This is a genomic window from Lentzea alba (genome assembly GCF_011067745.1).
GTDB classification, from domain to species: domain Bacteria; phylum Actinomycetota; class Actinomycetes; order Mycobacteriales; family Pseudonocardiaceae; genus Lentzea; species Lentzea alba.
Genome location: NZ_JAAMPJ010000009.1, coordinates 389490 through 413377 on the forward strand (window position 1 = coordinate 389490; position 23888 = coordinate 413377).

Here is a 23888-nt window from a genome sequence, read left to right on the forward strand (position 1 = left end):
ACGTCGCCGGTCCACACCCACCGTCAGCACCTCCGGATAATCTCGTCGGCGGCGCAGCCCACAGTGGCCTAGACCGTTACAGTCAGGCAATAGGTGCAATGAAGATTGCGTCTAGCGCAACGGGTCGTTCGAGATCAGCCGGGCCTTCTCGGCCTCGATGTCGTAGGCGGGCGGCGGGAACTTCGGGTCCATCGCGCGCATGGTCTCCAGCAGCAACCGGCTCACCGCCCAGTTGCGGTACCACTTGCGGTCAGCGGGAACGGCGTACCAGGGAGTGTCCGCGCAGTTCTTCAACGCCTGGGTGTACGCGTCCTGGTACTTGGACCACTTCGAGCGTACGTCGATGTCGGCCGGGTTGTACTTCCAGTGCTTCTTCGGGTCGTCCAGGCGGGCGATCAGCCGTTCCTTCTGGACCTCGGGCGAGATGTGCAGAAAGCACTTGATCACCGTGACGCCGGAGTCCGCGAGCTCCTGCTCGAACGCGTTGATCTCCCGGTAGCGCGCCCGGATCTCGGAGGCCGTCAGCAGCTTCTCGACCTTCGGAACGAGCACGTCCTCGTAGTGCGAGCGGTCGAACGCGCCGATGCGGCCCTTCTCGGGCAGCACCTTCCTGATGCGGGTCAGGAAGTGCTGGCGGCGTTCGGCGGGAGTCGGTTTCTTGAACGACGCGATGCGCACGCCCTGCGGGTTCACCAGGCCGACGACGTGGCTGACCACGCCACCCTTGCCCGAGGTGTCCATGCCTTGCAGCACGAGCAGCACCGCGCGAGAGTTCTCCGCGTAGAGCGCTTCCTGCAGGCCGTCCAGTTCGGCCCCGGTGACGGCGAGGTCCGCGGCCGCCTCCTTCTTGTTCCTGGGGCCGATCGGACGGCCGGCCGGGTCGAGGGTGGAGAGATCCACCTCATCGAGTCGCAGAGCTTCACGAACCGACTTCTTCGCCATCATCTGACCGTAGCGATTCGCCGTCGATTCCGCCCGCTGTGCAAAGATCACGCACTGACTGGTGAATCTACGCAACGAATTGCTCCAGTGCGCAACAGTTCACGGTCGAAATCGCTTGTCCACGCCCTTAGCCTTGGAGGATGACCGCCATCGCTGACCACCACACCGCGGGAACCATGAATCTGGCTAGCGCTGACTACGTCGCTCTGGACGAGGAGTGGAGCACGCACAACTACCACCCGCTGCCGGTGGTCCTCTCGCACGGCGAAGGCGCGTGGGTCACCGACGTCGAAGGCCGCCGGTACCTGGACTTCCTGTCCGGCTACTCGTCGCTGAACTTCGGCCACCGCCACCCCGCCCTGGTGGCCGCCGCCGTCGAGCAGCTCGGCCGCGTCACGCTGACCAGCCGCGCGTTCCACCACGACCAGTTCGGCCTGTTCTGCCGTGAGCTCGCCTCCCTGACCGGCACCGAGATGGTGCTCGCGATGAACTCCGGCGCCGAGGCCGTGGAGTCCGCGATCAAGGTCGCGCGCAAGTGGGCGTACCAGGTCAAGCGCGTGCCGGAGGGCACCGCCGAGATCATCGTGGCCGGGTCGAACTTCCACGGCCGCACCACGACGATCGTGTCGTTCTCCACCGACGAGACCGCGCGCAACGACTTCGGGCCGTTCACGCCGGGCTTCAAGGTCGTCAAGTACGGCAACCTCGACGAGATCGAGGCCGCGATCTCGCCGCGCACCGCGGCGGTGCTGATCGAGCCGATCCAGGGCGAAGCCGGCGTCGTCGTACCGCCCGCCGGGTACCTGGCCGGGATCCGCCGCATGTGCGACGAGCACAACGTGCTGATGATCGCCGACGAGATCCAGTCCGGGCTCGGCCGCACCGGCGAGCTGTTCGCCCTCGACCACGAGGGTGTGCGCGCCGACCTCTACACGCTGGGCAAGGCGCTCGGCGGCGGCATCCTGCCGGTGTCCGCCGTGGTCGGTTCGCGCGCGGTGCTGGGCGTGCTGAAGCCCGGTGAGCACGGGTCGACGTTCGGCGGCAACCCGCTCGCGTGCGCCGTGGGCCGCGCGGTCGTGCGCCTGCTGGCAACCGGTGAGTTCCAGGAGCGCTCGCGCTCGTTGGGCGCGTACCTGCACGCCGAACTGAACAAGCTGGTCGGCTCCGGCGTGGCCGAGGTGCGCGGACGCGGCCTGTGGGCCGGCGTCGAGATCGCGCCTGGAGGCCCGATCGGCCGTGCGGCCTCCGAGGCCCTGTCCACGCGAGGCGTGCTCTGCAAGGAGACGCACGCGTCCACGTTGCGCGTAGCACCACCCCTGGTGATCACCCGTGACGAGATCGACCTGGGCGTCCAAGCAATCGCCGAGGTAGTTCGCCCCACTTTGGGGTGATTTTCGCTCTTGATGAGGGGAGCTTTCATAAACCTGAGGTTGATGAAAGCTCCCCTCATCAATTTTCCCTGAGGCATGATGCTCGTATGGGTGAACGGGTTCGGGCTGAGGCGGCTGCGGCGCTGGGCACGTGGACTGAGCCGGAAGAGGTTTATGCGCGGGGTCGCGCTTTGCGGTCCTCTGTGGACTTCAAGGCGCATCGGGCCGCGACGCTCGCCGCCCGCCGGCCGTCCGTGCTGGAGTTCATGAACGCCAGCAACGCGGGACGGCTCGAGCACCTCATCCCGTTGCGGATCGGGCGGATGCTCGCCAACCCGTTCGCGTTCTTCCGCGGCGCCGCCGGGCTCCAGGCGGGCGATCTCGCCAGCGGGTGCGCGACCGGCCTGCACGCTCAGTTGTGCGGTGATGCACACGCAGCGAACTTCGGCCTCTACGGCACGCCCGAGGGCCAGATCGTCATGGACATCAACGACTTCGACGAGACGCTGCCCGGCCCGTGGGAGTGGGACCTCAAGCGGCTCGTCGCCTCGCTGGTGCTGGCGGGCCGGGTCGGTGGCGTGTCGGACAAGGGCTGCCGCGACGCCGCCGAGGACGCGGTGAGCGCCTACCGCGCCGTGATCACGCACCTCGCCGAGATCCCGTTCCTGGACTCGTGGACGGCGCTCGGCGACGAGTCCACGCTGTCCAAGGTCAAGGCCGACGACCTGGTCAACGACTTCTCCAAGGCCGCGGAGAAGTCCCGCAAGAACACCAGCGCCCGGTTCGCCGCCAAGTGGACCGCGCACGACGGCGAGCGGTGGCGGTTCATCACGAACCCGCCGACCTTCACCGACGTCTCACCTTCGACGGAAGAAGCGGTGATCGCCGCGCTGCCGTCCTACGTGGACACTCTGCGCGAGTCGCGGACGAACCTGATCATGCGCTACGGCGTGTCCGACGTGGCGTTCCGCGTCGTCGGGACCGGCAGCGTCGGCCTGCGCAACTACCTGATCCTGTTGCACGGCAACGGCTCTGAGGCGTTGGTCTTGCAGGCCAAGGAAGCCAGGCCGTCCGCGCTGCAGCCGTTCCTGGACGTCGAGCCCGCCAAGCACGAGGGCAAGCGGATCGTGCACGGCGCGCGGCTCGTGCAGGCGGAGTCGGACATCCTGCTGGGCTGGACCACGATCGAGGGCCGGCCGTTCATCGTGCGCCAGTTCCGCAACCGCAAGGGCGAGATCGACGCGACCACGTTGAAACGCGACGACCTCGACGACTACGGCCGGTTCGCGGGTGCCCTGCTGGCCCGCGCGCACACGCGTTCGCTCGACCCGCGCCTGCTCGCCGGGTACTTCCAGAACGGTGGCGGCGAGGACCTGGACGAGGCGTTCGCGAAGTACGCGTTCGACTACGCCGACCAGACCGAGGCCGACCACGCCTCGTTGGTCGAGCTGGTCAAGAACGGGAAGCTGCCCGCTGTGGTCGAGGACCGCTGACGCGCCTTCGGGCTTCTCCAGGAAAGTTCACCTAGCCTGGCGGTATGAAGATCCGCCGCGCCGCCTCCCCCGACGACGTGTTCGCCGCCGGGCACCTGTTCGACGCGCCTCCCGTGCCCGAGGCGACCGCGCGGTTCCTGGCGCAGGATCACAGCCATCTGCTGATCGCCTACGTCGACGACCAGCCCGCCGGGTTCGTGTCCGGTGTGGAGACGACACATCCGGACAAAGGCACCGAGATGTTCCTCTACGAGCTCGGCGTGGACGAGGCGTTCCTGCGCCGCGGCATCGGCACCGCCCTGGTGGAGGCGTTGAAAGCCCTTGCGGCGGAACGGGGTTGCTACGCGATGTGGACCGGCACCGCCGCGGGTGACGCGGCGGCGCAGGCCACCTACAAGAAGGCGGGCGGGGCGATCGACGACGGCGCCTTCGTCTCCTGGGACCTGGCTTAAGTCCAGACCGGCTCGTCCACTTCGGACACCTTGCCGTCCGCCCGGAAGTGCAGGAACCGGTCGAACGACTTGGCGAACCACCTGTCGTGCGTGACCGCGACGACCGTGCCCTCGAAGTCGTTCAACGCGTGCTGCAACGCCTCCGCCGACGCGAGGTCGAGGTTGTCCGTCGGTTCGTCGAGCAGCAGCAACGTCGCCCCGGACAGCTCCAGCAGCAGGATCTGGAACCGCGCCTGCTGCCCGCCCGAAAGGTTTTCGAACCGCTGGTCACCCGCCTTGTCGAGGCCGTAGCGGCTGAGCACCGACATCGCGGCACCCCGGTCCTTGCCGGCCCGCTGGCCCTCGCCGTGCCAGAGGATGTCCACGAGCGTGCGGCCGATCCACTCCGGGTGCTCGTGCGTCTGCGCGAACAGTCCGGGCACAACGCGCGCGCCGAGCTTCCACGCGCCGTTGGTGCGAACTTGATCGCCGCCCAACAACCTGAGGAAGTGGCTCTTGCCTGACCCGTTCGAGCCCAGCACCGCCACCCGGTCGCCGAAGAAGATCTCCTGCGAGAACGGCTTCATCAGCCCGGTCAGCTCCAGCTCTTCGCACGTGATCGCGCGCACGCCGGTGCGGCCGCCCTTGAGCCTCGGGCTGACCTTCTCGTCGGAGGGAATCTCCGGCGGCGGTCCGGCTTCCTCGAACCGTTCGAGCCGTCCGCACATGACCCGGTACTTGGGCGCCATCGACTCGTAGTACTTCGCCTGTTGTTGGAGGGTTCTGACGAGTTCCTTGAGCCGTTCGTGCTCCTCGTTCCAACGGCGGTGATCTTCTTTGAGCTTCTCGATGCGTTTGTGGCGCGCGGCGTGCCAGGTGCCGAATGAACCCGCATGAGTCCACGCGGAGTGCGCTTCGATCGTGACGACGTGCGTGGCGGCGTTGGCCAGCAGCTCGCGGTCGTGGCTGACGACGAACACGGCCTTGTCGGTGGCCTTGAGCCTGTCCTCCAGCCAGCGTTTGCCGGGAACGTCGAGGTAGTTGTCCGGCTCGTCGAGCAGCAGCACCTGCTCGTGCCCGCGCAACAACGTTTCGAGGACCAGGCGTTTCTGCTCGCCACCGGACAGCGTGCGCACCTCGCGGAACCGGGCCCGGTCGTAGGGCAGCCCGAGCGCGGCGACGGTGACGGTGTCCCAGAGGACCTCGATGTCGTACCCGCCGGCCTCGCCGTAGCTGGTGAGAGCGTTTGCATACCGCATCTGGGCGGCTTCGTCGTCGGTGTCCATCAGCGCGAGCTCGGCGTCGTCGAGCTCCTGGGCGGCCTTGCGCAGCGCTTCAGGTGCGACGGACAGCAGCAGGTCGCGCACCAGTGACTCATCGCGGACCGAGCCGATGAACTGCGGCATCACCGCGAGCCCGCCCTGCACGTGCACGCTGCCCTGCTTGGGCACCAGCTCGCCGGACAGGATCCGCTGCAGCGTCGTCTTGCCCACGCCGTTCGCCCCGACCAGCGCCACCACGGTGCCGCCGCTCACCTTGAACGAGACGTCGCGGAACAACTCCCTGCCGTCCGGCAAGGCGTACGCGAGCCCGTTCGCTTCCAGATAACCCACACCGGAGATCGTCGGACCTCACCGGGTCCGGACGCCAGCGAGTTTCCGTCAGCGAGTTTCCGTCAGCGAAGTCTGAGCGGGTACCTGCGCAGCACCAGCGCGCCGGCCGTCACCAGGAGGCACTGGAAGGCGGGGCCGAACGCGCCGATCACCGTCAGCAGCACCGTGAGGCCACCGAAGACGAACAGGCAGGCGTAGAACAACCACGGCCGGACCCCGCGGTTCATCGTCCGGGCGAGTCTCGGCTCATCGGCTAACAACCGCTGCTCGATCTCCTCGAGCGAGCGGCGTTCGGCTTCACTCAGCATGGGTGCCTCCGGAAGACGTCGGGACGTCATCATTCCCGCTCGTCATCCAGTGGATACTCGAACGCCGCCGGAGTCAAACTCGTCGCCCGCCCAATCCTGCATACTCCCGCGCATGCCAGGGGGATATTCCAAGAAGCTCGCGCTCAGACTCGACGCTCAGCAGTACGCCGCGTATGAAGGCACCCCGCCCACGCGCCCGGAGTGGACGGCCGCCCGTGCCGCGCTGATCGCGTTGTCCGCGGCGCTGGTCGCGATGGTGGCCGGCCTCGCCGTGCTGGGCGGATGGCTGACGCTGCGGGACTTCCCGTCGTTCTCGATCCTCGCCGGGGTGCCGGTGCTGCTGGTGGCCTGGGCGCTGCGGCCCCGGCTCAACCCGGAGCGGGAGGCGTGGCACGAGATCCGCCGCGACAACGCGCCGACCCTGTTCGCGTTGCTCGACCGCATCGCGTCGGCCGCCGACGCGCCGATGCCGCACCGGGTGGCGCTCGATCCCGAGTTCAACGCCTCGGCCGAGATCTGCGGACTGCGCCGGCGGCGGACGATGACGATCGGGCTCTCGATGTTCGGGGTGATCGCGCCCCGGCAGCGGGTCGAGTTGCTGAGCCACGAGTTCGGGCACTTCGTGAACGGCGATCCGGCACGCGGCCTGTTGACCCAGCCCGCGCTGAGGACGCCACTGATCTTGGCGGACCTGATGCGCCCGGCGGGGTCGATCGGCACGGAGGGGCCGTTGATGCAGATCACCTCGCTGCTCATGCGCCCGTTCCAGCTGTTGCTGGTGCGGTTGTTCTGGCTGATGGCACTGGGCGTGCGGGCCGTGGCGGCGCGGGACCACCAGCGGGCGGAGTACTGCGCCGACGCGCTCGCCGTGCGACTGGCCGGCACCGACGCCGTGGTCGCGGGCATGGTCGACTCCGCAGTCACCGAGCGGTTGGTGGCAGCGATCGCGGCCGCCGAGCGCGGAACCCAGTCGAACCCCGAGACGGCGCGGCGCAACCACCCCGGTGCGGCCCGGTGGCGGGAGGCTGCGGACGCGGTGCGGGCGACGCTGAACATGGACGAGGAGCTGGACAAGTCCGTCACCGAGGACGCGTCGCTGTGGAACTCCCACCCGCCGTCGGGACTGCGGGCGCGCATCGCCCAGTCGTGGCCGCACACCGATCCGTCCGTCGTGCTCAGCGACACCGACTCCGCGGAGATCGACGCAGAGCTGCACCGGTTCTACGCCCGTGCGGGCCGGGACATCGCCTGGTCAGCGGCTTAGCGCGACCAGCCGGGAGACCGCGCGGAGGTACTTCTTGCGGTACCCGCCGCGCAGCATCTCGTCGGTGAACAGCTCCGAGAGCGGCTGCCCCGACACCGCCACCGGGATGTCGCGGTCGTAGAGCCGGTCGCCGAACGCCACGAGCCGCAGCCCGACGTTCTGGTCCGGCGCCGGCTTGACGTCCTTGAGGTGGACGGCGCTCACCCCGTCCAGGAGCCGCCCGTACTTCGACGGATGGATGCGGGCGAGCGCCTTGCAGAGGTCGTCGAAGTCGTCGATGGTCGACCCCTGCCGCGCGGCGGCCTTGGCCTCCAGCTCGTCGGAGGACATCGGCGGCGGGGCGTCGGGCAGGCCGCGGTGGCGGTAGTCCGGGCCGTCGACGCGCACGACGTCGAACTTCGAGGACATCGACTGGATCTCGCGCAGGAAGTCGGCGGCGGCGAACCGGCCCTCGCCGAGCTTGTCGGGCAGCGTGTTCGAGGTGGCGGCGACGAACACGCCCGCCGCGACCAGCTCCTTGATCAGGCGCGTGACCAGCATGGTGTCGCCGGGGTCGTCGAGCTCGAACTCGTCGATGGCGAGCAGCTTGTGGGCGCTCAGCCGGTTGACGGCCTCGGGGAAGGTCAGGACGCCGACGAGGTTCGTGAGCTCGACGAACGTGCCGTACGCCTTGGGGCCGGGGACCGCGTGCCACAGCGACGCGAGCAGGTGGGTCTTGCCGACGCCGAAGCCGCCGTCGAGGTAGAGGCCCCGCTTGCCCTCGTCCTCGCCCCTCGACCCGAACAGCGACCACTTCTTCGGCTTCACGCTGACCCGCGCCGCGAACAGGCGGCCGGCCTCGACCGCGGCGGCCTGGCTGGGCTCGTCCGGGTTGGGAAGGTAACTGTCGAAGCTGACGGTGTCGAACCTCGGCGGGGGCACCAGGCCCTCGATCAGTTCGTCAGCCCCGATCTGGGGATCCCGGTCGGACAAGCGCATGCCCGCAGCCTATCCGCGTGATGGGATGTGTCCGTGCAGATGTTGTGGCCCTCACCGGGCGTTGAGATGACCGACACAGCCCTCGCGTCGCTCTACGCGTATCCCGAGGACCGCACCTGGGTGACCGCGAACTTCGTGTCCAGCGTGGACGGTGCGGTGTCGGTCGACGGACGCTCCGCCGGACTCGGTTCGCCCGCCGACAAGCAGATCTACGGGCTCGGGCGCGAACTCTCCGACGTGGTGCTGGTGGGCGCCGGGACCGTGCTGATCGAGGGGTACCGGGGCGCGCGGCGGGAGCGGCCGTTGCCGATCGCCGTGGTGACGGCACGGGGCACGCTGACGCCGGATCTGCCGCTGTTCACCGACACCGCGGTGCCGCCGATCGTGATCACCTGCGCGTCCGCCCGGCTCCCGGCGCTGCCCGCCGAGGTGATCGTCGCCGGGGACGAGGAGGTCGACCTTGGAGTGGCTGTCGCGGAACTCGCGGCGCGCGGCCTGCACAAGATCAACCTCGAGGGCGGGCCCCGGCTGTTCGGGACGATGGTCGCCGAGGGGCTGGTGGACGCGCTGAACCTGACGGTGTCGCCGTTGCTGGCGGTCGGTGACTCCTCGCGGATCGCGCACGGCGCGGTGATCCCGCCCGTGGACCTGACGCTGGCGTCGGTGCTGCGGGCGGACGACGTGTTGTTGTTGCGGTATCAGCGGCGCGATTCCAGCTGAAGAGGCAGGATGTCCGCGTGGACCTACCGCTGACGCCACCTCTGCAGCCGATGCTCGCCACCGCGGTCGACGGCATCCCCGACGACGCGAACCTGTTCTTCGAACCCAAGTGGGACGGTTTCCGCTGCGTGGTGTTCCGCGCCGGCGACGAGGTGCTCCTGCAGTCGCGCAGTGGCAAGCCGCTCAACCGGTACTTCCCCGAGGTCGCCGCCTCGATGCTGGACGTGCTGCCGGACCGCGTGGTCGTCGACGGCGAACTGGTGGTGGCGAAGAACGACGAGCTGGACTTCGACGCGTTGTCCGAGCGCATCCACCCGGCGGCGTCGCGGGTCGCGCTGCTGTCGGAGTCGACGCCGGCCACGTTCGTCGCGTTCGACCTGCTGGCGCTGGGTTCCGAGGTGCTGCTGGAGTCGCCGACGATCGCCCGGCGCGAGGCGTTGCTCAAGCTGCCCGGTCTCAATGTCACGCCCGCGACGACGTCCGTCGAGACGGCGCGGCAGTGGTTCACGCTGTTCGAGGGCGCCGGTCTGGACGGCGTGATGGGCAAGCCGTCGGACGGCCCGTACACGCCGGGCAAGCGTTCGATGATCAAGGTGAAGCACGCCCGCACCGCCGACGTGGTGCTGGCGGGCCTGCGCTGGCACAAGGACACCGAACCCGGCACCGCCGTCGGCTCGCTGCTGCTCGGCGTCTACGACTCGAACGACCTGCTGCACCACATCGGGGTCTGCGGCTCGTTCAAGGCCGCCGAACGCCGCGAGCTGGCCGCGGAGCTGGCACCGCTGATCACCGAGTCGCCTGCGCACCCGTGGGCGAATCCTCAGCCTGGCCAACGGATTCCGGGCGAGATCAACCGGTGGCGCGGCAAGCAGGCGGAGTACGTGGCGCTGCGGCCCGAACGGGTGCTGGAGATCCACTACACCCAGACCGAGGGCGAACACCCCGTGCGGCTGCGGCACAACGGCCAGTTCGCGCGGTGGCGGCCCGACCGCGAGCCGCTGTCGTGCCGCTACGACCAGCTGGAGATCCCGGCCCGTTACGACGTGGCGTCGGTGCTGAAAGGCGAGCTCCGAGCACGTTAGACGTCCGGTTTCGCCGACCGGGTGGCCCCGACCGACGCGATCACGACACAGCAGACGGCGACCCACTGGGCCGGTTTGAGCTGCTCACCCAGCAGCACCAGACCGGCCAGCGCGGCCACCGCCGGTTCCATCGACATCAGGATCCCGAACACGCGCGGCGGCATCCGGCGCAGCGCCTCCAGCTCCAGCGAGTACGGGATCACCGACGACATCAGCGCGACCGCGAACCCCGCCGCGAGCACCACCGGGTCCAGCATCGCGGTACCCGCCGACGAGATGCCGAACGGCAGCGCGACCGCCGCGCCCACGACCATCGCGAGCGCGAGGCCCTTGCCGTCGCTCGTCTTGCTGCCGAGCTTGGCCGTCAGCAGGATGTACGCCGCCCAGCACGCGCCCGCGGCCAGCGCGAACAGCACGCCCGTCCACAACAGACCGCCCTGCACGCCCGTGAGCAGCACTACGCCGATGCCCGCGAGGAGCACCCACAGTCCGTCGAGCCACCGCCGTGAACCAGCTACGGCCACCGCCAGCGGACCGAGGAACTCGATGGTCACGGCCGCGCCCAGCGGAATGCGTTCGAGCGCCGCGTAGAAGCACAGGTTCATCGCGCCGAGGACCACGCCGTAACCCACGACGACCGCGAGCGTGTGGCGGTCCATCCGCAGCGACGGACGCCAGATCGCGACCAGCACGAGCGCGGCGACGACCAGCCGCAACGTCACGGTGCCTGCCGAGCCCGCGATCGTGAACAGCTGCTTCGCGACGGCCGCGCCGACCTGCACGCTCACGATGCCGAGCAGCACGAGCGCCGTCGGCGGGATGCCGCCCATCAGACGCGCGACGGGGAGCCGATCAGCGTGAGCCATGTCCCCCATCCTGACTCACCTTCAATTCACCTGGCGCATGCCAGGCTCAACGTTCCGGAGTGTGAACGAGAGTGAGGAAATCTGTGCGTCGCGCTGCCTTGGCCCTACTGGCAGTGAGCGTGCTGACGGCGTGCAGCGCGGGGCCCTCGAACCGGCCGGTGATCGCGGTCAAGGGCGAGGAGAACCAGCCCGTCGACCAGAGCGCGCTCGCGGGACCGCAGCCCGTGCCCCCGCTCAGCGAGTACAAGAAGGACTCGCTGGCGTGGTCGCCGTGCAACGAGCAGATGAAGGACCGCTTCGGCAGCAACCCGCCCCAGGGCGAGCAGACGTACGAATGCGCACGCATGACCGTCGTGCTGGACCCGCCGGGCCGTCCCGGCCGCGGCACGCTCGGCATCGCACTGATGCGCGTCGGCACGGGCAAGAGCGCGCTGGTCGTCGTCAACGAACCCGGTGGCGAGCCCGGCACGATCAAGGCCGCGCGGCTGGCGGCGACGTTGCCCAAGGATCTCCTCAGCACCTACACGATCATCGGCGTGGACCGGCGCGGCACCGGCCGTTCGGACGGCATGTCGTGCGTCCCGCAGGCAACGCGCGCGCAGCTCGTCGAGTACGACCCCACCGAGACCGAGCAGTCGAACCTGGTCGTCGCCGCGGGCGACGCGGCGCAGGAATGCGTGCTCGACCTCGAAGGCAGGCTGACCGCGTTCGACTCGTGGCGCGCGGCCGCCGACCTCGAACGTCTCCGCGACTACCTCGGCACCGACCGCCTCAACGCCATCGGCCTGGGCGAGGGCTCGCGCGTCATCACGACCTACGCCCAGCGCTACCCGAACCGCATCGGCCGCACCGTCCTCGACGGCGCCCCGGACCCGACGCTCGACCAGGTCGGCGTCCTGGAGTCCCGGGCCGCGGCGGCGGAAGCGACGTTCGCCGCGTTCGCCACCGACTGCAAGACCCGCGGCTGCGCCTTGGCGAACCCGCGCGAGGACGTGCAGGCCCTCCTGGGCCAACTGCGGACGAACCGGGTCCGCGGCGAGTACGTCGACCTGACGGCAGGCTCGGCCCTGAACGCGATCCTCACCGGCCTGGAGGACCGTTCGCGCTGGCCCCAGCTGGCCGACGCCCTGGTCAAGGCCCGCGCGGGCGACACCAGCGGCCTGTTCGCCCTGCTCGACCCGATCGTGAACGACCTCGACGACAACCCGCCCCGCTTCGACGCGGGCCTGGTGATCGGCTGCAACGACACCGCCACCCGCATCCCGCCGGACCGGGTGAAGGCCCTGACCGCGGACTGGCAGAGCAAGCACGCCCTGTTCGGCGCCGTGTTCGCCCGCCAGCTGCTGCACTGCAACCCGTTCCCGCCCCCCAAGGCCGAGAAGGTCGACGCGCTGAAGAGCGCGCCCCCGATCGTGGTCCTCAGCACGGCCAACGACCTCTCCACCCCCGCGGCCGGCACCGAGCACGCGGCGCAGCGGCTGCCGGGGTCGGCGTTGGTCGGCTGGCAGGGCAGCGGGCACGGCGCCCTGGGCCTGTCCGGGTGCGCGACCACGGCGGTGCGCGACTACCTGATCGACGCGAAGGTGCCGTCGAACGGCACCGTCTGCCCGCCCTGATCGCCGTAGCCTTGCGGGAATGGACGGCGAGGCGACGAACCAGCTTCACGGCACTGCGAGCAACGTCGTCCAGGTCCGGGACGTCCACGGCGATCTGCACCTGAACCAGCCTCGGCCGACGATCCGTCCGGTGGTGCCGCACCAGCTTCCGGCGGACGTCCGGCAGTTCAGCGGCAGGGACGACGAGCTCCGGCAACTCGACGCGCTGCTGGCCGAAAAGCCTTCCGCGGTGGTGATCTGCGCGATCGCCGGAACCGCCGGTGTCGGCAAGACGGCGTTGGCGGTGCGCTGGGCACATCGGGCACGCGACCGCTTCCCCGACGGCCAGTTGTACGTCGACCTGCTCGGGTACTCGCCCGACGCACCGGTCCAGCCCGCCCAGGCCCTGGAAGGCTTTCTGCACGCGCTCGGTGTGTCCGGTGACGCGGTTCCGCCGAGGCTGGACGACCAGGCCGCGCTCTACCGGTCGCTCCTGGACGGCCGCCGGATGCTCGTCGTGCTCGACAACGCGAGCTCCCCGGACCAGGTGCGCCCGCTCCTGCCAGGTTCGGCCAGCTGCTTCGCCCTCGTCACCAGCCGCAGTGGCCTGGCCGGCCTCGTCGCCCGCAACGGCGCCCAGCGCCTCACCCTGGACCTCTTGTCCCACAACGAATCCCTGCGCCTGCTCCGCGATCTCGTCGGCGTCGGCCGGGTCGACGCCGAACCGGAGTCCTCCGCGACGCTGGTCGACCAGTGCGGCCGGCTGCCTCTGGCGTTGCGCGTGGCGGGTGAACGAGCCGCGGCCGAGCCCGACCTCACGCTGAGCGAGCTGGTAGCGGAGCTGGCGGACGAACGCGGTCGCCTGGACCTGCTGGGCAGCGACGACGAGGACGCGAGCACCGCTGTCCGAGCGGTCTTCTCGTGGTCGTACCGCAGTCTCTCGCCGCCCGCCGCGAGGTTGTTCCGGTTGCTCGGCCTGCACCCCGGCCCCGACTTCAGCGCGCCGGTGGCGGCCGAGCTCGCCGATGTCCCGTTGCCGCAAGCCAAACGGCTTCTGCTGACGCTCGCGGGGGCACACCTCGTCCAGGCGAACGGCCCTGGCAGATACCGTTTCCACGACGTGCTGCGGCTTTACGCAGCCGAACTCGCCGAGTCGGACGAGCGACGTCTCGAAGCAGCCCGCCGCATGCTCTGTTGGTACCTCCACTGCGCGACCATTGCCGACAGCCTTCTTCTGCCGCTGGTCACGACACCCAGGGTCAGACTGCCTGATCCCCCAGCCACTCCCCCGCCCTTCACCACCCGCAGTGAAGCCCTGGCGTGGTGTGAGAGTGAAGCGGCCAACCTCGCTGCGGCGGCCCGTCACGCGCATCAGCTCGGCGAACATTCGTTGGCGGCGCAGTTCCCTCGAGCCCTGTGGGGCTATTACGACCTGCGCAAACCGTGGTCCGACTGGATCACCACCTACGAGATCGGGCTGTCGTCGGCTCGTCTCCTGAAAGACGACAGCACCTGCGCGGGGATCATCAGGGCGCTCGGCGTGGCCTACTACGATCTCCAGCGCTTCGACGAGGCCGCCGCGCTCTTCGAGGAGTCCTTGGTGATTCGCCGTGCCATCGGCGACTTCGCAAGCACCCCCGGCAACCTCGACATGCTCGGCTCCACCTATCGCAAACAGGGGGACTTCGCCGCCGCCCTCGACTGCCACCGGCAGGCACTCGCGATCAGGCTCGAAAGCGACCACAAACGGGGTATCGCTGTCACGCTGAACCGGCTGGGTTCCACCTATCGCGACCTCGAACGCTTCGACGAGTCACTCGATCACCTGAACAGATCCCTCGCGCTGCGGCGGGAGATCGGCGATCTGCACGGACAGGGTTTCGCGCTGCACAGCATCGCGGCCACCTACGAGCAACTCGGTCGGCTGGACGAGGCGATGGAGGCGTACCGGGAGTCGCTGGTCGTCCGCCGGGAAATCGGTGACCGGCGCGGCGAGGCGGAGATCCTGCTCTGTCTCGGGAAGATCCTGGCGCGCAGAGACCGACCGGACGAGGCACGCGACGTGTGGACCGAAGCTCTCGCCACCTTCAGCGATCTCGGCGCGCCGCAAGCCTCGGACGTGGTCCGGATGCTGGAAGGTCTCGGCCACGGGGAAGAGACATGGCGCGGGGAGCCTCCCGCGTGACCACAACGCGGAAAACTCCCCCGCCGAATCTTGGTGTCAGCAGCTCGAACAGCAGCCGCAGCCGGGACCCGTGCACCCGGAACAGCACCCACACGTACCCATCAGGGCCTCCCCGTCCTCCAAGCCGGACCTGCGCGGGACATCCGCGCATCCCACGGTCCGCCCCGGCACCAGCCCTGGGAACCCCTCTCACCCGAACGCGGACGGACAACCACCGGGGCGTCGCAGCGCGTAACTTCGCTACGCGCCCAGGTCGTTCAGAGCCTTCTGCGCCGCCTCCAGTTCGGCGCGCAGTTGCTCCACGCGGGCCAACTGCTGGGCACGCGCCGCGTTCAGAACACCCTCGACGATCTCGGAGACCTCCTCGGTCAGCAGCTTCGCGGCCTGGGCCACGGCGGCCGGCGAGACCGGGGTCGGGCGGATCGTCCTGCGGGTGCCCTGCAGCACCTCCACGGTCCACTCGCCCTCGCCCGTCGTCACCAGGGTGACGGTGACCTCGGGGGTGGCGTTCTTCGAACCGGACGGCTTGCGCGCCGGCTTCGCGGGTGCGGACTCCGCGGGAGCGGCCGCGGGTTTCGGCTTGGGGGCCGCGGGCTTCACCGGCGCCTCCGGGACGTAGGGGTAGAGGATCTCAGTCTCGCGCGGCGGCTCCGGCGGCGCAGGAGGCGGGGTCGCCGGCTTCTTGCGCGGCGGGGGTTTCTCCAGCGTCAACTCGGCCGGGGAGAAGGACATCTCGTCCTTCGAGCCCGTCGGCCGGACCTGGATGAAATCACCCTCTTCCGGGTCGGTGAAGGCCAGCAGCTTCGCCGACCTGCCCGCCTCCATGCCCACCGCGGCCGCCGTGAACCAGACCAGCGGCTGGGTGCCTCCGTCCAGTTGCGAGCGCAGGCTGTCGACGTCGTCCGCCGACAGCCCGCTCTTCTTCGCCATCGCGCTGCCTCCCCACCGTTCGAACACCTGTGCCCCAGCATGCCCTACAGCCCTGACATTTCTGAGCACCGGGTAGGCAGCAAGATCATCAGGGGTTGCCGTCGGTCCCGCAGATGTAGCCCGCGTTGATGCAGTTGCGGACCCGGCGTTCCAGCTCGGCGGGGTCCCACGCGTTCATGAAGTCACCGTGGAACGTGTACCCCGGCGCGCTGGTCACGTTCGCCCCGCCGACCGTGCCTCCCAATGACAACCCGGTCCCGTTCACCGGATAGGTGATCAGGAACTCCAGCCGCGGCACCACCACCGGGTGCGACGACGGGCAGACCAGCCCCACCGCGAACGCCATGTGGTCGCGATGGTTCGCCGAGTCGAGATCCCTTCCGTTCCAACAGGTCGGGAAGTCCAGGTAGGTCTCGACCTTGGTACCGGGCGGGCACACCAGGAAGTCGCGGTTCGACGGCGACTGCGTGGTGCACGACCACCGCGCCGCCGGGTTCTGCTCCGGCGAACTCGCCTTCACGTTGCCCACCACGTACCGCAGCCCCTGCGGATGCGCGACCGCCCGAGTGCGGTCGTGAATGCCCTGGTAGTAGATCGTCACGCTGTCCGGCGCGACGGGCTGACCGTTCTTGTACAGCGTCGGCACCCAGTACGCCGACTTGTCGGAGATCGGATCGCAGTTCGTCGCCCCGGCCCGCAACGACGTCAGCGTCGAGAACGCGTTCGTCGTCCGGTTGCCGAAGAACTCGTGCATGTGGGAGACACCCGACTGGTTCGGGAACACGATCGGGTCGTTCTGCCCGCGGTGACTGGACGCGCAGGTCACCCGGAACTCGGACCCGGGAATCGCCTGCTGCTCCACCATCGCCCGCGCCTGTTCGGCGCCGTACGCGTAACTGTGCCCCGCGTGCGACACCGCCGGCCGGTGCCCCACCACGAGTCCCGCCGCCACGAGCGACACCGCCACCGCCGCGATGCCGATCGCTCCTCGAATCCGCACGTGCATCGAAACTCCTCTCGCACCACAATGTGTGAGAGCGCTCTCATGACAGGTACGGTAAACCCGATTGCCACCACATGTCCACGCGCGGTGTGCTCAGCGCATCAGGTGCTCGGTCACGACGCGCGCTAGGCCTCTTCGACCTCGGCCCGCAGCCGGTACTCGCACCCGTACTCGACCGCGTACGACAGGTCGTAGACGTGCACGATCTTGGGACCGCCGTGCAGGTGCACGTACGTGACGGTCTGCTTCGGGTCCTCCGGCGTGGACGGCAACGAGTCGACCCGGCCGTCGAGGGGACCGCCGACGTACCGCACGACATAAGGCTGGGACATCGCGACCTCCTCTCGTGTTCGTCTCATTCTACGAGGTCGCCCACTGGATCCGATTCCGATACAGCCGGTTGGCTCACTCACCGAACCACGTACCAGCGCATAACTCGTTGCCGCAGGCGACGGCGAAACACGATGATCACAGCATGGGCCCAACTCCCGCGGACGGCCGCGCCGGCATCGACGCCGCACTCGTGAAACGTCTGATCGCCGCACAGTTCCCGCGGTGGAGCGACCTGGAGGTGACCCCGGTCGAGGTCGACGGCTGGGACAATCGGACCTACCGCCTCGGCGACGACATGACGGTGCGGCTGCCCACCGCGGCCGGCTACGTCCCCGCTGTCGCGAAGGAGAATCACTGGTTGCCCCGGCTGGCGCCATCACTGCCGATCACCGTGCCGACCGTCCTGGCCGAGGGCGTTCCTGGCGAGGGATACCCGTTCCCCTGGTCCGTGCGCGGTTGGTTACCAGGACGGACGTCCGATCCGAACCACATCGACGACATGGCGCAGTTCGCGATCTCGGTGGCCGAGTTCATCCGTGCCCTCCACCGCTGCGACACCGCTGACGGCCCGCTCGCCGGGGCGCACAGCTTCTACCGAGGAGCCCCTCCGGCCCACTACGACGAAGACACCCGCCGTTGCCTGGCCGCACTAGCCGGCCGCGTCGACGTCGACCGGGCCGCGGTCGTCTGGGAGGCCGCCCTGACCACCGAGCACAGTGGACCGCCGGTGTGGTTCCACGGCGACGTGGCCTCCGGAAACCTCCTGGTCGCGGACGGAAAGCTGACAGCCGTCATCGACTTCGGCACCTGCGGCGTCGGCGACCCGGCCTGTGACCTGGTGATCGCCTGGACGATGTTCTCCGGCGACAGCCGACGAGCCTTCCGGCGAGCGGTCGACCTGGACGACGGCACCTGGGCCCGCGCCAGAGGCTGGGCGCTCTGGAAAGCCCTGCTGAACCTCGCCGGGTGCATCGACAGCGACCACGAACGGGCCGTCGAGAACCAGCGCGTGATCGGCGAGGTCCTGGCCGACCACGACAGCTTCGGTTAGGGCTTGCGAGCCCGTGAAGGCTGCACCCGCATCGGCTCGCCCGGCATCTTCGGGGTGCCAGTCGCTAGAGCGCTGTGCTCACAAGGGAAAACCCACGTCGTCTCGGAACGCACTGCACCAGGTTATCCGGTGAGATCAAGCGGCCCGCCGAGGTGATGGCACACCACGACGGGCCTTGATCTCGACCTCACGCAGGAGGACGAGACCCACGATGGATCCTTCCATCAAGAGCAAAGCCCTGTCAGCACGGCTCATCAGCGACACGGCGGTGACGCCATGAGCATCGAGGCCATCAACTGGGCGCTGAACTTCGCGCCGATCCCTACCGACCGCAAGGACGCCTCCGCGCTCGCGATCACGCTGATCGCACTCGCCAACCACGCCGGACCTGACGGCACCGAAGCGTTTCCGTCCGTCGAACGGCTCACCGTCTACACGCGACTTTCCCGGCGTACCGTTCAGCGCTCGCTGCGGTCGCTGGAGGAACTGGGCCTGATTCGGCAGGGCAATACCCGTTACCGGGATGCCCGGATCGAGCGCGCCGACCTGCGCCCGCAGGTGTACGACCTCGTGCTGACGGCCGGGATGGAGACGGGGCGTCAGCACGACACCCCGGTCCCTGCAACGGGGCGTCAGCAGCGCACGAACGGGGCGTCAGCAGCGACGCGACGGGGCGTCAGCATGACGCCCGAAACGTCCTTTAACCATCCGAGAACCAGGCCCGCGCCGAGCGCGCCCGATGGGCGCTCGGCGGTGCCGCCGCCGTGCGGTCGCTGCGACGCCCGTGCGTCAGACCCGGTCAGCGCTCGGGTCATCTGGCTGGACAACGACCGGACCCGCTCGACCCTGTGCCCGCACTGCCACCCGGCGGTGGCGCGATGAACGCCGACGCGAAGCGCCTGGAGCGCACCGGCCGGATCGTGGCCTCCAGCACGTGGGTGATCGCGGGCGTGGTGATGGTCTACGGCGTGCTGACGGTGACGCCGTGGCTGGTGCAGGAAGGCATCCCGGAGTGGTCCGCGTGGATGCTCCCGCCCGCCGTGGACGCCGCGCTCGTGCTCGCTCTCGTCGGTGATCGCACGCTCGCGCAATACGGCCGCACCACCGGGTGGGGCACGACGCTGCGCGCCGTCACCGGCCTGGTGACCCTCGGCCTCAACGTGGCCCCGAGCGCACTGGAGAAGAACGTCGTCGGCGTCGCCCTGCACGCGGTCGGGCCCGTGCTGCTGTGGGTGGCGACTGAGGCGGCCGGGGCCTACCAACGCGCGTTCACCGACCTGGCGCGGGAGCTGGCGGACCATGCTGGCGCACCTGGCGCCAGCCTGGTGACCGGACCTGGTGAAGACCTGGCGGCAGCTGGTGAGCACCAGGTCCAGGCCGACCTGGTGGCGGTGCCGCACCAGCCTGGCGCCACCGTCCCGCGCCAGTTCGCCAGGTGGCGGACGCGGACCTGGTGGAGCGCACCCGCCAGGTGCTGGCGACCGCCCGCACAGAGGGCCGCCAGGTCGGCCGCACCAGGCTGGCACGGGAACTGGGGATCACCGAGAACCAGGCCCGCCAGGTGCTCGCCGAAGCCCGGCGCCCGCGCCTGGCGACCGTCCACGTCGACCCCGCCGAGGAGGTGGCAGCACATGCCTAAGCCGATGCCGAAGGACGACGCGATGGGCGAGCTGGTGCCCTTCCCTGGCGCCACGCCGGGGCCAGGGTCACCGGCTCCGGCCGCCGAGGTCGAACCGGCCGGGACCGTGCTGGACGGTGAACTTCTCTCGACGAGGAGAGCGCCGAACTGAACCGCCCCACCCTCCGATACATGCCCGCCCTGGTCGTGCGCGTAGTACGTCAGCACGAGCCGACCGTGAAGACGACGCGCGTGGTGCTGGCAGTCGGGCTGAGCGTGGCCCAGGGTTTCCAGTCCTGGGCGACGCGCGCCTGGGACGCGGGCACGTTCGGGGTGTACCGGCGGCAGATCCGTGCCGCCGAGGTCGCAGGGGATCGCGAGGCGCTCGCCGAGTGGATCGACCGGCGCGAACTGGCCACCGAGCGCCGCCACAAGCGACTCATGGAGGCGCCGAAGCTCGCGGCCGGCATCGCCCGCGTGCTGCTCGGCTCTCTGGTCGCGGTCACGCTGCTGATGCTGGTCACCGCCCTGGTGGTAGAGCTGACGGACCTGGGCTCGTTCGCCGCGTTCTTCGACGGCGTGCTCGACGTGCTGCGGTTCGCGATCACCGCCGTCACCGTCGTGTGGACCCCGTTCGTCGCGGCGACGCCGCTGCTCATCGGATTCGCCGCGTGGCGCGAGGGTCGCAAGACCGGCACCGTGCCGGATTGGGCGCTCTCGCCCGCCAAGCGCCAGGAGGCCAGCGTGATCGTCACCCCCGGTGGCATCGCGCAAGCGTTGGCGCACCTGGGAATCCCGACGCTGAACAAGGCCCTGAAGGACGGGTGGACGGTCGAGTTCGCCACGCCGCCGGTCCGGGTCAACAACCGTGGTTACGCGACGGTTTTCAGCCTGCCCCTGGGCATCACCCCCACGATGATCGCGGACAAGCGCGCTGTCCTGGCCCGCAACCTGCACCGCGACACCATCGAGGTCTGGCCGACCGGAGCCGAGCGCGCCGGGTACGTGGACCTGTGGGTTGCGGACGCGGGATCAGGCAGCAAGCCCGCCCCCGCGTACCCGATGCTCACTGCGGGCACGGTGGACGTGTTCGCCAGCGTGCCGTTCGGTGTCTCGCAGCGCGGTGACCTGATCGCCCCGCCGCTGGTGGAGGCGAACCTGGTGTTCGGCGGCCTGCCCGGTCAAGGCAAGTCCAACGCCGTGCGCGTGGTCATGCTCGGCGCTGCACTCGACCCGCTCGCCGAGCTGTGGGTGTTCGTGTTCGCGGGCAACGGCGACTTCGACGCCTACACGCCACGGCTGGCCCGCTACGAGCGCGGCACCCGGCCCGAGGTCGCGGAGGCGGCACTGGCCGCGTTGCACGAGCTGTATGCCGAGGTCGGCCGTCGGGAGGAGAAGCTCGCGGAGCTGGGCGTCAAGAAGGTCACGCGCGCGCTCGCGGAGAAGCACAAGGACCTGCGGCCGATCGTCGCGGGCTTCTCCGAGTGCCACGAGCTGTTCGGCAACCCGGACTTCGGCAAGGAGGCGGGCGAGGTCGCGGTGAACATCGTCAAGCGCGGGCGCAAGACCGGCGTCATCCTCGCGTTCGACACGCAGTCCTCGCGCGCGGCGGCGATCCCGCCCGCGCTCGTGGAGAACGTCGCGATGAACGTGTGCTTCTACGTGAAGACGTGGCGCAACAACGACGGCTTCCTCGGCGACGGCTCGTTCCAGGCGGGTATCCGCGCGACCGAGCTGCGCTTTAACGTCGACCGAGGCACGGCCGTCGCCACCGGCACCACGGACGAGACGTTCGAGCTGCTGCGCTGGTTCTACATCGAGGCCGACGACAGCGGCTTCGACGCAGCGGCCGACGTCATCGCCCGCGCCATGACTGCCGTGCACCCCAGCGTCGCCACCGGCGGCCAGCCCCAGAAGATCGCGCCGACCACACGGGACCTGCTGGAGGACCTGGACGAGGTGCTCGGCACGGACCCCGTGCCCGCCGCCGACGTGCCCGCCCTGCTGGCACGCCACGCACCGGGCTGGGCGCCGTACCGCACGCTCAACGGCAAGGCGCTCGTCGCGCAGCTCGCCGCGCTCGGGGTGAAGGTGCCCAGCACCGGCAACCGCTGGCCGGTACGCCCCGAGGACGTGCGCGCCGCCCTCGCCCGCGCGGCCACCGGCCACCTGGACGAGTGAGCGGAGTTAGGTTCCAACGCCCGCCGGATGGCTCCCTTCAGGGGCTGTCCGGCGGGTGTTTTCGTAGGCCGCGGCGACCTAACTGCCATCACTTCCCGCAGGTCACACACCACTTAGCGGCCGAGTTAGGAAGCTAACCCGATCACTGCGACCTCACCCGATCGAGGGTCGCTCTGCCGGAGCGGCCTGGTTTTGCCGGTGGCCGGCCTTAGCCTCTCGCCAAGTCAGAGACGCGCCGAGCTGACTCGGTGAGACAAGGAGAGTCGATGGGCGCAGCAGAGTGGATCGCAGTCGCCGCGGCCTTGATCGCGGCGGGGTCGATGATCGCTGCCTTCCGGCAGGCCCGGGAAGCACGCGAGTCACGTCACGCCGCACAGGCCGGGGCGGCAGCGGCCAGGGACCAGGCGGAGATTGCCGAGGCCAGTGTTGCGCAGGCCAGACGCAGCGCGGAGGCCGCCGAGGCGAGCGCGGCCGAAACCCGTAGGGCCAATGACTTCGCGTTGGAGAAGGACGGCCGTGAACGTGCCGAACGATTCACCGAACGGCATGAGCGGGACCAGCCAAGGTTCTCCCTGACAGCGACGGAGCGGACCCACGTCCGAGTCACGATGTCAGAAGGGCCTCCGGAGGGAGTGCACGTTCGTGTTGAGAGCGTCGCAATCGTCACCCAAGCTGGTCAGTCGTTGCAGGTGCCCATTTCGCTTGCAATCGACCCCAACATGTACACGTTCGTCAGGAACGCGACACGGGACTTCGCTGTGGACATGCGAGCCGAGAAGGGCGCTGCGCAAGCACGCCTCGTACTCCTGAGCGAAGAGATCGAAGGCAAGCGTTCATGGCGGTGGATCGAAGATGTGGAGTTCCCGGCCCCTCCCGCTACGTCATCAGTCCACACCGCACAAGTCGACCATCAGCCCCCCAGAGGCCTCTTCAGGTGACACCGCCTGCCTGCTGGACAGCTAACGCAGGTCCGCACCAAGACCACTGACGACACGGCTGCCGTAGGACTAACTCAGAGACGCGCCGAGCTTGTTCGGCGAGACAAGGGACCGGAATGGACAAGGGCGACATTGCAACCTGGGTCGCCGCGCTCGTCGCGATCGGCATGGCGTGGATCGCACTGCACACGGCGAACTCGGCGAAGCGCCAAGCCAACGCGGCCGAACAGGCACTGGCTCAGGCCCGGCGCAGCGCGTCGGCCGCCGAGGAGCAAGCCAAGGCCGCGGCCGAACAAGTGGCGATCATGCGCCAAGAACTGGAACGGCAGGACGTACCGCGCTTCAGCGTCGAGGAGATCGAGGAGTTCCGGGGTGGCCCGGTCTTGCCCATACGCGTGACCATGATCAGCGGAGCAGACCTCTCCGAGGTGACCATCAGTGCTGAGGGCAGCGCGATCCGAGGGTTGGCAGGCGGCCCAGACGGCCCGCCCGCCCCTGCCGTGCTGCGCGAGAACTTCACCGAAGGCAGTCAGACCACGGTGTACCTGCACTTGCACGAGAAAACGGCGACCGCGTCGGCAACCTTCACGTTCCACTGCACCGCACCGGAGAACGGGACGACGTGGGATGCGCTCCCTCCGAAGACGCTGGAGCTCATCCATAAAGCAATCCGCACTCAGGGGCAGATGTGGGGCCGCAGGGGCTGACTACTCCGAATATGGCGGGTGGCAAGCCCTACACCACGCCACCCGGTTACGTGTCCGACCGATGACCGGCCCGCACACCGCGCCGCAGTGCGAGAAGTGCAGGCGGTCACCGGGATTCGGCAACCGCATTTTCCAGATCGGCCAAGCCCATGGCGATGTTCATGAGGCAGCACAACCGCGTGGCTGGCCCTGCCTTCGCGGTGCGCTCGAACTGTCGGGGCTCGGTCGTACCCTGCTTCTCAACTGAGATGCACCGAGCTAGCTCGGTGAGACGAGGAGC

Annotated in this window: 22 protein-coding genes; 14 read left to right on the top strand and 8 right to left on the bottom strand. The window is 69.2% G+C overall.

All coding sequences use genetic code 11. The features are described from left to right. Positions 1-111 precede the first annotated feature (111 nt). Positions 112-942 (bottom strand): PPK2 family polyphosphate kinase, encoded by an 831-nt coding sequence (locus tag G7043_RS31160; RefSeq protein ID WP_166051692.1) that lies wholly within the window; start codon positions 940-942, stop codon positions 112-114. Between the two features lie 140 nt (positions 943-1082). Between G7043_RS31160 and rocD the strand changes: the two genes are divergently transcribed. The 3 genes from rocD (at position 1083) to G7043_RS31175 (ending at position 4257) form a co-directional block, all read left to right on the top strand. Next, positions 1083-2333, top strand: coding sequence for an ornithine--oxo-acid transaminase (gene rocD / locus G7043_RS31165; protein ID WP_207311945.1), 1251 nt, complete (start codon positions 1083-1085; stop codon positions 2331-2333). Positions 2334-2419: 86 nt separating this feature from the next. Beyond that, positions 2420-3805 (top strand): DUF2252 domain-containing protein, encoded by a 1386-nt coding sequence (locus G7043_RS31170; RefSeq protein ID WP_166051694.1) that lies wholly within the window; start codon positions 2420-2422, stop codon positions 3803-3805. 44 nt (positions 3806-3849) lie between these two features. Next, on the top strand, positions 3850-4257 hold the full coding sequence (locus tag G7043_RS31175; protein WP_166051696.1) for a GNAT family N-acetyltransferase: 408 nt from the start codon (positions 3850-3852) through the stop codon (positions 4255-4257). Here the strand turns inward: G7043_RS31175 and G7043_RS31180 are convergent. Both G7043_RS31180 and G7043_RS31185 read right to left on the bottom strand, forming a co-directional pair. After that, entirely contained in the window at positions 4254-5849 is a 1596-nt protein-coding gene (locus G7043_RS31180) for an ABC-F family ATP-binding cassette domain-containing protein (RefSeq protein WP_166051698.1), read from the bottom strand. The two genes, G7043_RS31175 and G7043_RS31180, sit on opposite strands and share 4 nt — an antisense overlap. Before the next feature lie 62 nt (positions 5850-5911). Then, positions 5912-6157, bottom strand: coding sequence for a DUF3040 domain-containing protein (locus G7043_RS31185; RefSeq protein WP_166051700.1), 246 nt, complete (start codon positions 6155-6157; stop codon positions 5912-5914). A gap of 112 nt (positions 6158-6269) precedes the next feature. Here G7043_RS31185 and G7043_RS31190 point away from each other — a divergent pair, with 112 nt between their 5' ends. Beyond that, the gene (locus G7043_RS31190) at positions 6270-7421 is read left to right on the top strand and encodes a M48 family metallopeptidase (RefSeq protein ID WP_166051702.1); all 1152 of its coding nucleotides are present in this window, start codon (positions 6270-6272) and stop codon (positions 7419-7421) included. Here G7043_RS31190 and zapE read toward each other — a convergent pair. Next, a complete protein-coding gene (gene zapE / locus G7043_RS31195; RefSeq protein WP_166051704.1) occupies positions 7410-8399 on the bottom strand; it encodes a cell division protein ZapE in 990 nt (329 codons plus the stop codon). The genes G7043_RS31190 and zapE overlap by 12 nt on opposite strands. Before the next feature lie 66 nt (positions 8400-8465). Here zapE and G7043_RS31200 point away from each other — a divergent pair, with 66 nt between their 5' ends. Continuing rightward, positions 8466-9119, top strand: a complete 654-nt coding sequence (locus G7043_RS31200; protein WP_242642833.1) for a dihydrofolate reductase family protein — start codon at positions 8466-8468, stop codon at positions 9117-9119. Positions 9120-9136: 17 nt separating this feature from the next. Continuing rightward, the gene (locus G7043_RS31205; protein ID WP_166051708.1) at positions 9137-10201 is read left to right on the top strand and encodes an ATP-dependent DNA ligase; all 1065 of its coding nucleotides are present in this window, start codon (positions 9137-9139) and stop codon (positions 10199-10201) included. Here the strand turns inward: G7043_RS31205 and G7043_RS31210 are convergent. Continuing rightward, complete coding sequence (locus G7043_RS31210; RefSeq protein ID WP_242642834.1) at positions 10198-11067, bottom strand: EamA family transporter; 870 nt, start codon at positions 11065-11067, stop codon at positions 10198-10200. The genes G7043_RS31205 and G7043_RS31210 overlap by 4 nt on opposite strands. Before the next feature lie 113 nt (positions 11068-11180). On the opposite strand from G7043_RS31210, the gene G7043_RS31215 reads away from it, so the two are divergent. Both G7043_RS31215 and G7043_RS31220 read left to right on the top strand, forming a co-directional pair. Continuing rightward, positions 11181-12683 carry an alpha/beta hydrolase gene (locus G7043_RS31215; protein WP_313888168.1) on the top strand — a complete coding sequence of 501 codons (1503 nt, stop codon included), beginning with the start codon at positions 11181-11183 and terminating at the stop codon, positions 12681-12683. 19 nt (positions 12684-12702) lie between these two features. Beyond that, a complete protein-coding gene (locus tag G7043_RS31220) occupies positions 12703-14847 on the top strand; it encodes an ATP-binding protein (RefSeq protein WP_166051714.1) in 2145 nt (714 codons plus the stop codon). A gap of 240 nt (positions 14848-15087) precedes the next feature. Here the strand turns inward: G7043_RS31220 and G7043_RS31225 are convergent, their stop codons facing one another. The 3 genes from G7043_RS31225 to G7043_RS31235 form a co-directional block, all read right to left on the bottom strand. Next, positions 15088-15777, bottom strand: coding sequence for a DUF6319 family protein (locus G7043_RS31225; protein WP_166051715.1), 690 nt, complete (start codon positions 15775-15777; stop codon positions 15088-15090). Between the two features lie 88 nt (positions 15778-15865). Next, positions 15866-16783: a DUF1996 domain-containing protein gene (locus tag G7043_RS31230; protein ID WP_166051717.1), complete on the bottom strand. Its 918-nt coding sequence runs from the start codon at positions 16781-16783 to the stop codon at positions 15866-15868. 122 nt (positions 16784-16905) lie between these two features. After that, positions 16906-17112: a hypothetical protein gene (locus G7043_RS31235; protein ID WP_166051720.1), complete on the bottom strand. Its 207-nt coding sequence runs from the start codon at positions 17110-17112 to the stop codon at positions 16906-16908. Between the two features lie 143 nt (positions 17113-17255). On the opposite strand from G7043_RS31235, the gene G7043_RS31240 reads away from it, so the two are divergent. From G7043_RS31240 to G7043_RS31265, 6 genes are all read left to right on the top strand, one after another. Continuing rightward, on the top strand, positions 17256-18164 hold the full coding sequence (locus tag G7043_RS31240) for an aminoglycoside phosphotransferase family protein (protein WP_166051722.1): 909 nt from the start codon (positions 17256-17258) through the stop codon (positions 18162-18164). Positions 18165-18440: 276 nt separating this feature from the next. After that, positions 18441-19046 carry a helix-turn-helix domain-containing protein gene (locus G7043_RS31245; protein ID WP_166051724.1) on the top strand — a complete coding sequence of 202 codons (606 nt, stop codon included), beginning with the start codon at positions 18441-18443 and terminating at the stop codon, positions 19044-19046. After that, complete coding sequence (locus G7043_RS31250) at positions 19043-19954, top strand: DUF2637 domain-containing protein (protein ID WP_166051725.1); 912 nt, start codon at positions 19043-19045, stop codon at positions 19952-19954. Before G7043_RS31245 ends, G7043_RS31250 begins: the two co-directional genes overlap by 4 nt. A gap of 20 nt (positions 19955-19974) precedes the next feature. Then, positions 19975-21963, top strand: coding sequence for an FtsK/SpoIIIE domain-containing protein (locus G7043_RS31255; RefSeq protein ID WP_166051726.1), 1989 nt, complete (start codon positions 19975-19977; stop codon positions 21961-21963). Positions 21964-22229: 266 nt separating this feature from the next. Further along, positions 22230-22901, top strand: a complete 672-nt coding sequence (locus tag G7043_RS31260) for a hypothetical protein (RefSeq protein ID WP_166051728.1) — start codon at positions 22230-22232, stop codon at positions 22899-22901. Between the two features lie 116 nt (positions 22902-23017). Continuing rightward, positions 23018-23608: a hypothetical protein gene (locus G7043_RS31265; RefSeq protein WP_166051730.1), complete on the top strand. Its 591-nt coding sequence runs from the start codon at positions 23018-23020 to the stop codon at positions 23606-23608. Positions 23609-23888: the final 280 nt, after the last annotated feature.